This is a genomic window from Nocardia sp. NPDC004604 (assembly GCF_040609795.1).
Taxonomy (GTDB): Bacteria; Actinomycetota; Actinomycetes; order Mycobacteriales; family Mycobacteriaceae; genus Nocardia.
Window position 1 is genome coordinate 1 of record NZ_JBEXLC010000046.1, and the last position, 14167, is coordinate 14167.

Consider the following 14167-nt stretch of genomic DNA (forward strand, 5'->3'; position numbering starts at 1 on the left):
CCTGGCGATTCTGCAGCGCTCGGAGGGCACAGGGGAGTATCCGACACCGGTGCTGCGCGGTGGCATCAGGGGTGGGCGGATCATCGAAACCCAGAGTCGCACCGGTATTTCGCGAGTAATGGTGGCGCTCGTCGCCTTCCTGGTCGCGGTGATAGGCGTCCAGCTGGTCGTATCCGCGGTGGAGCCCGATCCGACGCCATTGGATTGTGCCGCTGGCAAACTCACGCTGGTCGGTTCGTCGGCGTTCGAACCTGTCATTCGAGATGCGGCGGCCCAGTATGGGAAGCGCTGCACCGGAGCGGAATTCGCCTTCGGATTCGAGGGCACCGAACGCGGTCTGGACCGGCTCGCCGAAGCGGGTAAGGACGATCCCGATCTGCTGACGATCAGCGACGGCCCGAAGGGTGATGGCTATCAACCGCTGCTGGACCGTCCGCTCGCGTTGTCGCTGTTCACCGTGATCGTGCACAAGGATGTCGGCATCACCGATCTGACCGTGGCGCAGATCCAGGATCTGTATCAGGGCCGGATCACCAATTGGCGCGAACTCGGGGGTCCCGACCTGCCCGTTGTGCTGGTCAATCGGATACCGGGATCCGGCACCCGGAATACGTTGGAGCGCCGGATACTCGGCGGTCCGCAGCCCGATCGCCCGCATGTGAGCTGTGTCGCGATCAAGGATTCGGTGCCCTCGGCGGCCAGATATTGCGATGTGCAGGTCACCAAGGATATGCAGAAGGCGGTGAGCGAGATTCCGGGCGCCATCGGCTACAGCGAGTTCTCCGAGGCGGTGAAGTCCGGTGCCAAGACTCTGGCCATCGGCGGCGTAACCGCCGACCGTGCCGCCGCCGTCAACCGCACCTATCCGTTCTGGGGCGTCGAATACGCCTACAGCTACGGCGAACTCCCCGGCGATTCGCTCGGCGCGAGCTTCCTGCACTTCCTGACCGATCTCACGGGTAAGGATGTGCTGCGCGAGCACGGCAATGAGCCATGCGGTGAGCTGCCGGATCGCGGTCGCTGTCTGCCGACTTCGTGACGTTGTCACAGACTCGGCGGCCATCCCGTCTAACTCGGGTAAGCGATATCGAGAGAGGACGACCTATGTCACGCATGCAGCTCGCCGAGGTGGCACCCGAGATCTATCAGGCCTGGTTCGCCGCCGAACAAGCCATCCGCCGCGGACCGCTGGACCCGGTCGTGCGGGAACTGGTCAAGATTCGCGTCTCCCAGATCAACGGCTGCCTGTTCTGCATCGATATGCACACCACCGACGCGCGGATGTCAGGGGAGACCGAACAGCGGATCTATTACCTCAACGCCTGGCGGGAGTCGGTGAAATTCACCGAGGCCGAACGGGCCGCGCTCGCCTATGCGGAAGCGGTCACCAAGCTCGGCGAGCACGGTGTCGGCGATGAGATCTGGGCCGAGGTCGAGAAGAACTTCGATGAGGGCGCGCGGGCCGGTCTGGTCGCGGTCACCGCGATGATCAACCTGTGGAACCGGATCGGCGTGCCGCTGCGCATGCAGCCCGCCGCCGTCTGATCAATGTGTCGGTGGCTGGCCTTTTCGAGCGACCCGCAAGCGATCGCCACGCCTAGGCCAGAATGGGCGCCGTGACGGAACTATCACTGCGACAGCTCAACCGCACCCTGCTGGTGCGCCAGATGCTGGTGGAACGGGTCGAGCTGACCCCGTTCGAACTCGTCCGGCATCTGGTCGCTGTGCAGGGGCAGGAGCCGAACTGGCCGTACGTCGGGTTGTGGGCGCGGCTGAACGGGTTCCGGCACGAGGATCTCGCCGCACTGCTGCGGGATCGAAAGCTGGTGCGCTCCACCATGATCCGTCGCACCGTCCATCTGGCCGCCGCCGAGGACTTCCGCTGGTTGCGCCCGACCGTGCGGCCGATCGTGCATGCGGCGCTGCAGGCGCCGTACTACCGCGACGAGATCGAGGGCATCGATCTCGACGAGCTCGCCGCGGCTGGCCGCGAGCTCTTGTCCGGTCGGGAAATGCCGCGTGCGCAGCTGGGCAGGCTACTCGCCGAACGCTTTCCGGATCGCCACACCCGCCGGCTGGCGGAGTCGGTGGAGGTGATGGTTCCGGTGGTGCACGGTCCGGACACGGGGGCCTGGGGGGCGTGGCGTAATCGGTCGGTCACTATCAATATCGCCGAGGAGTGGATCGGCGCACCCATGGTCGAGGCGCAACCCGAGACGCTGATCCTGCGTTATCTGGCGGCCTTCGGTCCGGCGAGCGTGGCCGATGTGCAGGCATGGGCCGGTGTCACCAAACTGGCCGGGGTGATGGACGGCCTGCGCCCGCGCCTGCACGTCTTCCGCGATGAGTTCGGCAAGGAGCTCTTCGACCTGCCCGATGCACCGCTGGCGGACGCGAATCTCGAAGTGCCCGTGCGCTTTCTGCCCGCCTTCGATAACGCGCTGCTCGGCCACAAGGACCGCCGCCGGGTGATCGGTGACGAGGACCGCAACCGGATCGCCAAGGTGGCCTCGGCCGGTGTGCCGATGTATCTGGTCGACGGATTCGTGCACGGTCGCTGGTCGCTGGTCGGCGATACCGTGCGCATCCAGCCATGGCATCCGCTCTCGGCGGCGGACGAGGACGCCGTACATGCCGAGGCGCAGCACCTGCTCGGCTTCATCGCACCGGAGGCCACCGGCAAGGTGGTGATCGATGCCTGATCAGTCGGTCGACGGCATGATCGGTCGGCTGAAGAATTCCTCGACCGGTATCGGACCCGTGTAGCGGCGGCAACCGCATCGAACCCATGCGCGCATGCCGTATCCGGTCTTTCGACTTGTCTCGACGTGACAGACGCCCGCCTCGGGATCATGTAGCGCGAGGTCGTGGCCGCAGCCGCAGCGCGCTTTGACTGGTTCGGCGGGCGTGCGCCGCCCGAAGCGCCCGGCCGCCCAGCCGACACCGGCGATTGCGGCCCCGACGGCGAGGCTGATCGGATCGAACATGGCTATATTATATGTATGCGTATACCGCGCATGGTAGAGCGACTATCGATCGAGTCGCGCGGCCCTCGACGCGGCCGTTCCTGATGAGATCTTTGTGCGGCGCCCTACCGATTTTTACGAAATCAATACGGCTGCTGGCACGGTCGTACCTATCCTGCGGCCTTAGGCTGGCCCATCGTGGCTTCACCGATCGACCTCGTCAAACGTCTCGTTCTGGGGCGACCGTTCCGGAGTGACAGGCTCGGTGAAACGCTTTTGCCGAAGCGACTCGCGCTGCCGATCTTCGCCAGCGACCCGCTGTCCTCGGTGGCATATGCGACACAGGAAATCCTGCTCATTCTCACCCTCGGCGGGCTGGCATATCTGCATTTGGCGCCGTGGGTCGCCGGTGCGGTGATCGTGCTGCTGGCCGTCGTCGTGCTGTCCTATCGGCAGGTGGTGCAGGCCTATCCGTCCGGCGGTGGTTCCTATGAGGTGGTCGCCAAGAATCTGGGCGCGGTGCCGGGCCTGGTGGTCGCGGCGGCGCTGCTCGTCGACTATGTGATGACGGTGGCGGTCTCGGTCGCCGCTGGGGTGGACAACATCATCTCCGCGGTGCCCGATCTGAATGCACACCGGGTCGCGATCAATATCGGATTCATTGCCTTCCTGACCGCGATGAATCTGCGCGGCGTGCGGGAATCCGGGCGGGCGTTCGCGGTGCCGACCTATGCGTTCGTGGTCGGGGTAGTGGTCATGGTTGTCGTCGGACTCGGCCGGACCGCGCTGGGGCACGCGCCGGTCGCCGAGAGCGCACACTACGAAATCCATGCCGAACAGTTCGGACTCGGCGCGGCCGGGTTGGCCTTCCTTGTCCTGCGTGCCTTTTCGTCCGGCTGTACCGCGCTGACCGGCGCGGAGGCCATCTCCAATGGGGTACCCGCATTCCGTAAGCCCAAGGCGCTCAATGCCGCCCGCACGATGACGGCGATGGGTGTCATTTCGATCGCCATGTTCGGCGGTGTCACCGCGCTCGCGATGATCACCCACACCAGGGTCACCGAGAACACCTGCGATCTCATCGGATTTCCGGGCGACTGCAATACCGATCCGCAACGCACCGTGATCGCACAGATCGCCGCCGCGGTCTTCGGCGGCAACAGTATTCCGTTCTACTTCCTCATGGTGACGACCGCGCTGATCCTGATCCTCGCGGCGAACACCGCCTACAACGGCTTTCCGCTGCTGAATTCGATTCTGGCGCAACACAGATACATGCCGCGGCAGTTGCACACCCGCGGCGACCGGCTGGCCTTCTCCAATGGCATCATCCTGCTCGCGGTCACCGCGGGCGTACTCATCTACGCCTTCGACGGTTCGGCAACGCGCCTGATCCAGCTCTATATCGTCGGCGTATTCACCTCGTTCACCCTGTGCCAGGCCGGTATGGTCCGGCACTGGAACCGCGAACTGGCCACCGCGACAACATCATCGGAGAAGTTGCGCATCCATCGCGGGCGCCTGATCAACGCGTTCGGCGCCTGCTTCACCGGCGTCGTTCTGGTCGTCGTCATGATCACCAAGTTCTCCCACGGCGCGTATCTGGTCGTCTTCGCGATGCCGATCCTGGTGGTGCTGATGTATCTGATCCACCGTCACTACACCGCCGTGCGTGCCGAACTCGATGTCGATGACGAGTCGGAGACCCTGCCCGCCCGGGTACATGCCCTGGTGCTGGTATCGGGCTGGCACAAGGCAACTCGGCGCGCCGTTCAGTTCGCCCGTGCCACCAGGCCGGACACCATCACGGCGATCACCGTCAATGTCGATGACGCCGATACCCGTCAGCTGCACCAGGATTGGGAGCGCCACGATGTCGCCATACCGCTCAAGGTGATCGAATCGCCCTACCGCGAAATCACCCGTCCGGTCATTGATTACATCAAGCGGATGCGCAAATCCCAGCCGCGCGATGTGATCAGCATCTTCATCCCCGAGTACGTGGTCGGGCACTGGTGGGAGAACCTGCTGCACAACCAGAGCTCGCTGCGGCTGAAGGCCCGCCTGCTCTTCGAGCCGGGGGTGATGGTGACCAGTGTGCCTTGGCAACTTCGTTCCTCGGCCGCTCGAGCCCTGCCGCGCGTCGAGCACAGCCCCGGCGAGGTCCGGCGCGGCATCGCGGATACGGTTGCGCGCTGACCAGCCGCCTCCGGCGTCACTACCATTTCGATATATGTCAAGACCATGCAAGGCCCCTTGATTGCGAGGGCGGTCAGCGCGGTCTGAAATCTCACTATGTAAGATTTCGGACAAACTGCCTGGTTTGAATGGGTCGCGATGAGGTACGTCTTGGTGCGGCCCCCCTGTTAACGCCGATCTGCGTGACCAGGCCAACCGAGCCCTGATGGACGGCGGTGCAGGCTTTGTCTCCACCTCCGCCGCGGCGGCCAGCTTGTTCGGCGCCCAGCGCACCGAGTCGCTGGGTGGATGTGCCCAAGGTTGTCCCTGGAAGGATGGTCATGAGCGCAGGCTTATTCGCGCCGCTTGCGGCGCCCATTGCCTCTTCGGATCTGCTGTCCACTGAGCACGTCGGTGAACGATTCCGCATTGCCATGGTTGTTCCGCCCTACTTCGACGTACCGCCGAAGGCCTATGGGGGCGTCGAGGCGGTTGTCGCCGATTTGGTCGATGCACTGGTTGCCCGCGGCCACGACGTGACCTTGTTCGGTGCCGGTGAACCTGGTACCAAGGCTAAATTCATCCCGGTCTGGGATCGCGCATTGCCCGAACGGCTCGGCGAGCCGTTCCCCGAGGTGGTCCACGCATTGAAGGTGCGAAGGGCGATCGAGCAGATCGCGAGCACCTCCGGGGTGGATCTGGTGCACGACCACACCTTTGCCGGACCGCTGAACGCCCCGGCCTATATGGGCCTCGGCCTGCCCACGGTGGTGACCGTGCACGGGCCGGTCGACGAGGGCGATTCCCGCCGGTACTACCGCGAATTGGGCCAGGAAGTGTCGCTGGTGGCCATCAGCGACCGGCAGCGCGAACTGGCTCCGGATCTGAACTGGGTCGGTCGCGTACACAACGCCCTGCATGTCGATCAGTGGCCGTTCCAAGTGGAGAAGGGCGACTACGCACTGTTCCTCGGGCGCTTCACCGAGGCCAAGGGGCCGCATCTGGCGTTGCAGGCCGCGCATGAAGCCGGTATTCCGCTGGTGCTCGCTGGCAAGTGCAGTGAACCGCCCGAGCAGGCGTTTTTCGAGAAGGAGGTGCGTCCGCTACTGACCGAACGAGATCATCTGTTCGGCATGGCCGACGCAACGGCCAAACGCAAACTGCTCGCGAATGCGCGCTGCCTGCTGTTCCCCATCAGGTGGGAGGAACCGTTCGGCATGGTGATGATCGAAGCGATGGTCTGCGGCACGCCGGTGGTCGCGTTGCGCGGCGGCGCCGTCGAGGAGGTCGTCATCGACGGTGTCACGGGCCGGATTTGCGATGATCCCGCCGAATTGCCCGCCGCGATCGAGGAAGTGCGCGATGTGGATCCGGCCGTGTGCCGCGCGCACGTCGAGGCGAACTTCGGCGCTGGTCCGCTGGGCCGCGGCTATGAGCAGGTCTATCACCAGCTCTTGCGTTCGCGGCGACAGGCTCGTGCGGCCCGATTGCTCGGGGAGACGATGCCGGTCCGGATTCCCGCGAGCGAACGAGTATGACCGCAGAAGTCGGCAGTACGCCGAGTCCCGCGCCGCTGAATGCCGGTGAGCCATCGGGATTCGGCGGCTGCGGGGGGTCGGTGACCTTGGTCGAGGGCGGCACCTTCTGTCTGTCGGACCGGCTCGGCGATGTCGAACCGGGGCGACCGCACGGGCTGTTCTTCCGGGACACCCGCGTCATCTCCCGCTGGGAGTTGCTGGTGGACGGCAAACCCGCCGAATCGCTGTCGGTGCTGAGCCCGGAGGCGTTCGCCGCCAGATTTGTGCTGCGCCGGCCGCCGCAGGCGGGAATGGCCGACAGCACACTGCTGGTGGTGCGCGAACGTCTCGTCGCCGACGGCATGCACGAGATTCTGAGCCTGCAGAATATGGGCAGGGAGTCCACTGCGGTCGCCTTGGAACTGCATGTCGACTCCGATTTCGTCGACCTGTTCGCGGTCAAGGAAGGCCGTGCCGCGCACGGTCGGGCCGAGGTCACGGTGGTCGAAGGGGAATTGCTGCTGCACGACCGCGCCGATCGAACCCGCGGGCTCTCGGTCTCGGCGACCGTCGAGCCCGTATTCCTGCCCGGCACGCTGATCTGGCGGGTTGTCGTGCCGCCAGGCGAAACCTGGCAGACCGAGATCGTGGCCCAGCCGACGGTCGGCAATCAGCGGGTGCAGGCGCCATTGGCGCCGGGGGAGCACCATGGACTCAGTGCGCCGAGCCGGAAGATGGCGGCCTGGCGGCATACCGCGACGAAGATCACCGCGGCGGATCCGGTGCTCACTCAGGTGTTGCGGCGTTCGGAAAGTGACCTGGGCGCCTTGCAGATCCACGACGAAAGCGGCGAGAGCCGTCCATTCGTCGCGGCGGGTGCGCCGTGGTTCATGACCCTGTTCGGTCGGGACAGTCTGCTCACCGCGTGGATGGCGCTGCCGTTGGAAGTGGATCTCGCGCTGGGCACACTGCAGCAGTTGGCCGAATTGCAAGGTCAGAGCGTCGATCCGCTCACCGAGGAGGAGCCGGGGCGGATCATGCACGAAATGCGCCGCGGCCCGGCCAGCGGGCACGTGCTCGGCGGCAGTACCTACTACGGAACCGCCGACGCCACCCCACTTTTCGTGATGCTGCTGGCGGAATGTCATCGGTGGGGTGCGGATCCGGAGGTGATCAAGGCACTGCTGCCCGCCGCCGACGCCGGGGTGCAGTGGATCACCGAATTCGGCGACCGCGACGGCGACGGCTTCATCGAATACCGTCGCGCCACCGACCGCGGCCTGGCCAATCAGGGTTGGAAGGATAGTTTCGACGGAATCAACAATGCCGCAGGACATCTCGCGGAGGCGCCGATCGCGCTGTGTGAGGTGCAAGGTTATGCGTATGCCGCATTGCAGGCTCGCGCGGAGTTGGCCGAGGCATTCGATGACCTCAGTGCTGCGACTCGGTTGCGCGAGCGCGCCGCCGAACTGCGCGGCAAATTCGCCGAACAGTTCTGGCTGCCGGGCCGAGGGTGGTACGCGGTCGCGCTGGACGGCCGCAAACAGCACGTCGACGCCCTGACCAGCAATGCGGCGCAATGTCTCTGGACCGGCATCGCCAGTGACGAGCATGCCGCCCAACTCATCGAGCGGCTGGCGGGCCCGGAGATGGACACCGGCTTCGGGCTGCGCACGCTCGCCTCGACGATGGGCGCCTACAACCCGATGAGCTATCACTGCGGCTCGGTCTGGCCGCATGACACCGCGATCGCTGTCGCGGGTCTGCTGCGCTACCGGCACATACCGGGCGCGGTCGAGCTCGCCACCCGGCTCGCTTGCGGATTACTCGATGCGGCGGCGTCTTTCGGCGGTCGACTACCCGAGCTGTTCTGCGGATTTCCGCGCGACCAGTTCGCGGTTCCGGTCCCGTATCCGACCTCCTGCTCACCGCAGGCCTGGGCGAGTGCGGCACCGCTGCTGCTGGTGCGCGCCTTCTTCGGCTTGGATCCCGACGTACCCGCCCGCACGCTTACCGTGCATCCGCAGCTGCCATCGGTGTGGGGGAGGGTCGCGTTGAGCGATCTGAAGTTGGATTCGGTGACGGTCGATCTGGTCGCGGAGGGTGATCAGATCACTGCCGCGCGCGTGCCCGATGACTGGCAGTTGATCACCTGATGTGGATGAATCGCGCGGGATCGGGTATGCCTGCCATGTAATTGCCATGCTTCTCCACTGATACTCACAGGCTGGAGGTGCACGATGCAGACATCACTGGATATCAGGGATCTGTGGATCACACAGCACCGTGATTGCAGCGCGGAGCCCATCATGGATCTCGATCTGGACCGGGCGCGGTTCATCTGCAGTACACACGCGGGGCACGGCCCGGAATGCCGTCAATATCTCGCCGCCGCGGCGTTTTGTTTCGGTTGCGTCGAGGACAGCTGACCGGAATGCGCGAAGCGCCCATTCCCGGTGTGATCCAGTGGATTTCGTTCGGGAATGGGCGCTCGTGCCGAGGTCGGGCCTACCCGCGGAACGGGTACTTGCTGTCGAGGTCGATATTCAGTTCGACCACGTTGACGCGCGGTTCACCGAGGAAGCCAAGGGTGCGGCCGTCGGTGTGGGCGTCGATGATTTCACGTATCTGATCTGCGGAGATATTGCGGGCCCTGGCGATTCGCGTCACCTGGATGGCGGCGTACTCCGGCGAGATGTGCGGGTCGAGGCCACTACCACTCGCGGTGACCGCATCGGTGGGCACCGGGGTGTCGGTCGAGGCGTCACCGCGGATCGGGATGATCCGGCCGACCGAGTAGTCCTCGCCAGGCTTGGCGCATTCGACCGGGACACCTTTGTAGGTGGCCAGGAACGGTGTCGTCGGGCACGCCTCGTTGACGCTGACGACCTGCACCGGATGCGACACCTCGCCGTCGGCATCGCGTGGTCCGATCACCGAGAGCACCGCGCCGACACCGTCTTTGGTGCAGAACGGACGGCTGCCGTCGACCCCCTCACGGTCGCCGATCGCCTTGCTGCGCGAGCACACGGTAGAGAGCAGGCTCAACTTAACGTTCGCCGGATCCGCGTCGAGGGTGTCCACGATGCTCTCCGGGCCGAGGTTGCTCGCCGCGGTCGAGAGGGGGTCGTAGCCGTCACCCGCGGCCGACGGGCGGCTCTGGAAGTACTGCGCCAGCGCGTTGCCGTCTTTATCGGTGAACGACTGCCCGATCAGGCTGGAGCCGACGACCTTGCCGTCGACCGTGATCAGCGATCCGTCCGCCTTATCGTGCAGGCCGGGAATCTGGGCGACCGCGAAGACCGCAATGGGGTAGGCGATTCCGGTGATCGCGGTGAGTACCAGTAGCGCACGCAACGCGGCCAGGTGCTGCCGGATCCAAGTTGACATTCGCATATCAGGACATCCCGGGGAGGAGTTGGACAACGAGGTCGATGAGTTTGATGCCGATGAACGGCGCGATGATGCCGCCCAGGCCGTAGATCGTCAGGTTGCGGGTCAACAGTTTCGAGGCGTTGGTGGGGGTGTAGTTCACCCCGCGCAGCGCCAGCGGGATCAGCGCGATGATGACCAGCGCGTTGAAGATGACCGCCGACAGAATCGCCGATTGCGGGCTCGACAGACGCATGACATTGAGCAGGTCGAGGCCCGGGAACAGCGCCACGAACAACGCGGGAATGATCGCGAAGTACTTGGCGATGTCGTTGGCGATCGAGAACGTGGTCAGCGCACCGCGGGTGATGAGCAGCTGTTTGCCGATCTCCACGATTTCGATGAGCTTGGTCGGATCCGAATCCAGATCCACCATATTTCCGGCCTCTTTGGCTGCGGAGGTGCCGGTGTTCATCGCGACACCGACATCGGCTTGGGCCAGTGCGGGGGCGTCGTTGGTGCCGTCACCGGTCATGGCGACCAGCCGACCGCCGTCCTGCTCCTTCTTGATCAGCGCCAGCTTGTCCTCCGGTGTGGCCTCGGCGAGGAAGTCGTCCACACCTGCCTCATCGGCAATCGCCTTGGCGGTCAACGGGTTATCGCCGGTGATCATCACCGTGCGGATGCCCATGCGGCGCATTTCGTCGAAGCGTTCCCGCATGCCCTGCTTCACAACGTCTTTCAGGTGGATGACGCCGAGCAGCCGGGCCTTGCCGTCGTTGACCTCGCCGACGACCAGCGGGGTACCACCCGAGGCCGAGATGCCGTCGACGATCACGCCGATCTCGTTGGGTACGTCCCCGCCTTGCGCGCGGACCCATTCCGTCACGGCGCTCGCCGCTCCCTTGCGTAGCCGGTGACCGTCGGCCAGGTTCACGCCCGACATGCGGGTCTGGGCGGTGAATTCCACCCAGGTCGCGCCGGTCAGCTCGCCCGGGGTGCGCTCACGTTTGTTGAACGCCTGCTTCGCGTAGACGACGATGGAGCGACCCTCGGGGGTTTCGTCGGCGAGGCTGGAAAGCTGTGCGGCATCGGCCAGTTCGTCATCCGGGATGCCGGGCATCGGTACGAATTCCGAGGCTTGGCGGTTGCCGAGGGTGATGGTGCCGGTTTTGTCCAGCAGCAGGGTGTTCACGTCACCGGCGGCCTCGACGGCGCGTCCGGACATGGCGAGCACATTGCGCTGGACCAGGCGGTCCATACCGGCGATGCCGATGGCCGACAGCAGCGCGCCGATGGTGGTCGGGATCAGACATACCAGCAGCGAGACCATCACGATTCCGGTGACGCCGTGTACATCCAATGCCGAAGTATCGGGCACCCCTGGGTTGTTCGACTTGGCGAAGATCGCCAACGGCTGCAGGGTGGCGACCGCGAACACGAAGATGATGGTCAAAGCCGCGAGCAGGATGTTCAGCGCGATCTCGTTCGGCGTCTTCTGCCGTGATGCGCCCTCGACGAGGGCGATCATCTTGTCGATGAAGCTCGCACCCGGCTCCTGAGTGATCTTGACGACGATCCGGTCCGAGAGCACCGTGGTGCCGCCGGTGACCGCCGATCGGTCACCGCCGGATTCCCGGATGACCGGTGCGGATTCGCCGGTGATGGCCGATTCGTCCACCGAGGCAATGCCGTCCACGACATCACCGTCACCCGGAATGACCTGGCCCGCCTCCACCACGACATAGTCGCCGCGTTGCAGCGCAGGAGCCCCGACGCTTTCCTCGACGATGCGCGCGCCGGGCGACCAGTTGACCAGTCGCCGAGCCATGGTGTCGGTCTTGGCTTTACGCAGGGTATCGGCCTGCGCCTTACCCCGTCCCTCCGCCACCGCCTCGGCCAGATTGGCGAAGATGACGGTGAGCCAGAGCCATACGACGATTGCCCAGGAGAAGAACGTCGGCTTGGTCAGCGCGAGCACGGTCGACCAGACCGCGCCGATCTCGACGATGAGCATCACCGGATTGCGCCACATGACGCGCGGATCGAGCTTCTTCACCGCGTCGGGAATGGATGTCAGCAGCATCTTCGGGTCGAGCACGCCCCGCTGGACGCCACGTTTGCGCTCGCGATTGTGGACCGATGCGGTGTTCGGTTCGGTTGTCGTAGTGGACATATCAGTGGATTCCTTCGGCGAGCGGCCCGAGTGCGAGTGCGGGCAGGAAGGTCAGCGCGACCAGGATCACAGTGACGCCGACGACCATGCCGACGAACTGCGGCCGGTGCGTCGGCAGTGTGCCGATCGATTCGGGGGTCTGTCCCTGTTGGGCGAGTGAACCGGCGAGGGCCAGTACGAAGATGATGGGCAGGAAGCGGCCGAAGACCATGGCCAGACCCAGGGCGGTGTTGTACCACTCGGTGTTGCCGCTCAAGCCCGCGAAAGCGGAGCCGTTGTTGTTGGCTGCGGAGGTGAAGGCGTACAACACTTCCGAGAGTCCGTGTGGTCCGGAGTTGAGCATGCCGGCGCGTTGTCCGGGCATGGCCATCGCGGCGGCCGTGCCGACGAGCACGATGAGCGGGCTGATCAGGAAGTAGGAAGCGGCGAGTTTGATTTCGCGTGGGGTGATCTTCTTGCCGAGGTACTCCGGGGTGCGGCCGACCATGAGACCGGCGACGAAGACGGTGATCACCGCGAGGATGAGCATGCCGTACAGACCTGAACCGGTACCACCGGGGGCGACCTCACCGAGCTGCATGTTGAACATCGTCATCATGCCGCCGAGGCTGGTGTAGGAATCGTGGAACGAGTCCACCGCACCGGTCGAAGTCAGCGTGGTCGCGGTGGCGAACGTCGCAGAATCGGCCACACCGAAACGGGTTTCGACGCCCTCGAGGGATGCGCCGATTGCGGTGGGGACGGTGCCGTGGTGCTGCAGTTGGAAATAGTTCTGCAGGGTCACGCTGATCAGCGCGATGGTGCCCATCACCGCCACGATCGCGTACCCCTGGCGCTTGCTGCCGACCATCCGGCCGAAGGTGCGTGGCAGCGAGAAACTGATCACCAGCAGCAGGAAGATCTCGAGCCAATTGGTCCACGCGTTGGGGTTCTCGAACGGGTGTGCGGAGTTGGCGTTGTAGAAGCCGCCGCCGTTGGTGCCGAGTTCCTTGATCACCTCCTGGCTGGCCACCGGCCCGCCCGTGATCGTCTGCTCGGTGCCGTTGAGCGCCTGAGCGATCTGGTCGTGCAGGTGGAAGTTCTGGATCGCGCCACCGGCGACGAGCACGATCGCGAAAACGAACGCGATCGGCAGCAGAATGCGGATGGTCCCGCGCACCAGGTCCACCCAGAAGTTGCCCAGATCGCCGGTGTGCCTGCGGGCGAAGCCACGCACCAGCGCGACCGCCACCGCCATACCGACGGCCGCGGAGACGAAGTTCTGCACCGCGAGCCCGGCCATCTGCACCAGGTGGCCCTGGGTCGACTCACCGGAGTAGTTCTGCCAGTTCGTATTCGTCACGAAGCTGATCGCGGTGTTCCACGCCAGCGCCGGGGTCATCTCGGTGCCCGGATCGTTGAGATGCAGTGGGAGTTTGCCCTGGATCAGCTGGAAGAAGAACAGGAACAGAATGCTGACCGCGGAGAACGCCAGCACGCTGCGGGCGTAGACGCCCCAGCTCTGTTCGACCTCGGGGTGCACGCCGATGGCCTTGTAGATGACCCGCTCGGCGCGGGAGTGTTTCTTGGCGCTGTAGACCCGGAACATGTAGTCGCCGAGCGGCACATGAACCAGGGCCAGCGCGATGATCAGGGCCGCCAGGAAGGCGATCCCCGCTGTGGTCGTGTTCACCTAGAACCTCTCGGGGAAAAGCAGCGCCGCCACCATGTAGACAGCGACGAGGACGGCCAGAACCAAACCGATCAGGTTCGCGATCACAGCTTCTCCACCCCCCGCTGGACCAGACCCAGCAGCGCGAAGATCGCCACGGTGAGCACCGTGAACACCACGACAGACATTTACACAACCTCCAATGGCGCTCCATGTACGGAGCGCGACAGGGTGAGTCAAGCGGTCATTCGAGCTGGTGCCGAGTGTGTTTACGGGTCCTTAGCGGACCATTGGACAGCATTGACGG

Annotated in this window: 12 protein-coding genes; 7 read left to right on the top strand and 5 right to left on the bottom strand. The window is 64.9% G+C overall.

Translation table 11 applies throughout. The features are described from left to right. From ABZW16_RS18335 to ABZW16_RS18345, 3 genes are all read left to right on the top strand, one after another. Window positions 1-1039: substrate-binding domain-containing protein (locus ABZW16_RS18335; RefSeq protein WP_354957089.1), on the top strand; the 1039-nt coding region annotated here is incomplete at its 5' end. A gap of 65 nt (window positions 1040-1104) precedes the next feature. Beyond that, on the top strand, window positions 1105-1545 hold the full coding sequence (locus tag ABZW16_RS18340; RefSeq protein ID WP_354957090.1) for a carboxymuconolactone decarboxylase family protein: 441 nt from the start codon (window positions 1105-1107) through the stop codon (window positions 1543-1545). A gap of 71 nt (window positions 1546-1616) precedes the next feature. Then, window positions 1617-2702: a winged helix DNA-binding domain-containing protein gene (locus tag ABZW16_RS18345; RefSeq protein WP_354957091.1), complete on the top strand. Its 1086-nt coding sequence runs from the start codon at window positions 1617-1619 to the stop codon at window positions 2700-2702. Here the strand turns inward: ABZW16_RS18345 and ABZW16_RS18350 are convergent, their stop codons facing one another. Beyond that, window positions 2703-2987 carry a hypothetical protein gene (locus tag ABZW16_RS18350; RefSeq protein ID WP_354957092.1) on the bottom strand — a complete coding sequence of 95 codons (285 nt, stop codon included), beginning with the start codon at window positions 2985-2987 and terminating at the stop codon, window positions 2703-2705. It lies immediately after the preceding gene. Window positions 2988-3164: 177 nt separating this feature from the next. On the opposite strand from ABZW16_RS18350, the gene ABZW16_RS18355 reads away from it, so the two are divergent. From ABZW16_RS18355 to ABZW16_RS18370, 4 genes are all read left to right on the top strand, one after another. Next, window positions 3165-5165 carry an APC family permease gene (locus ABZW16_RS18355; RefSeq protein ID WP_354957093.1) on the top strand — a complete coding sequence of 667 codons (2001 nt, stop codon included), beginning with the start codon at window positions 3165-3167 and terminating at the stop codon, window positions 5163-5165. A gap of 413 nt (window positions 5166-5578) precedes the next feature. Continuing rightward, complete coding sequence (locus tag ABZW16_RS18360) at window positions 5579-6682, top strand: glycosyltransferase family 4 protein (RefSeq protein ID WP_354957138.1); 1104 nt, start codon at window positions 5579-5581, stop codon at window positions 6680-6682. Beyond that, window positions 6679-8817, top strand: a complete 2139-nt coding sequence (locus tag ABZW16_RS18365) for a glycogen debranching N-terminal domain-containing protein (RefSeq protein WP_354957094.1) — start codon at window positions 6679-6681, stop codon at window positions 8815-8817. The genes ABZW16_RS18360 and ABZW16_RS18365 overlap by 4 nt, the downstream gene beginning before the upstream one ends. A gap of 84 nt (window positions 8818-8901) precedes the next feature. Beyond that, a complete protein-coding gene (locus ABZW16_RS18370; RefSeq protein WP_354957095.1) occupies window positions 8902-9090 on the top strand; it encodes a hypothetical protein in 189 nt (62 codons plus the stop codon). A gap of 79 nt (window positions 9091-9169) precedes the next feature. On the opposite strand, the gene ABZW16_RS18375 is transcribed toward ABZW16_RS18370, so the two are convergent. From ABZW16_RS18375 to ABZW16_RS18390, 4 genes are read right to left on the bottom strand one after another with little or no spacing between them, the layout of a single operon-like run. After that, window positions 9170-10057 carry a potassium-transporting ATPase subunit C gene (locus ABZW16_RS18375; protein WP_354957096.1) on the bottom strand — a complete coding sequence of 296 codons (888 nt, stop codon included), beginning with the start codon at window positions 10055-10057 and terminating at the stop codon, window positions 9170-9172. A gap of 1 nt (window position 10058) precedes the next feature. After that, complete coding sequence (gene kdpB, locus ABZW16_RS18380; protein ID WP_354957097.1) at window positions 10059-12209, bottom strand: potassium-transporting ATPase subunit KdpB; 2151 nt, start codon at window positions 12207-12209, stop codon at window positions 10059-10061. A gap of 1 nt (window position 12210) precedes the next feature. Continuing rightward, on the bottom strand, window positions 12211-13881 hold the full coding sequence (kdpA, locus tag ABZW16_RS18385) for a potassium-transporting ATPase subunit KdpA (RefSeq protein WP_354957099.1): 1671 nt from the start codon (window positions 13879-13881) through the stop codon (window positions 12211-12213). Beyond that, on the bottom strand, window positions 13882-13968 hold the full coding sequence (locus ABZW16_RS18390; protein WP_354957140.1) for a potassium-transporting ATPase subunit F: 87 nt from the start codon (window positions 13966-13968) through the stop codon (window positions 13882-13884). Window positions 13969-14167: the final 199 nt, after the last annotated feature.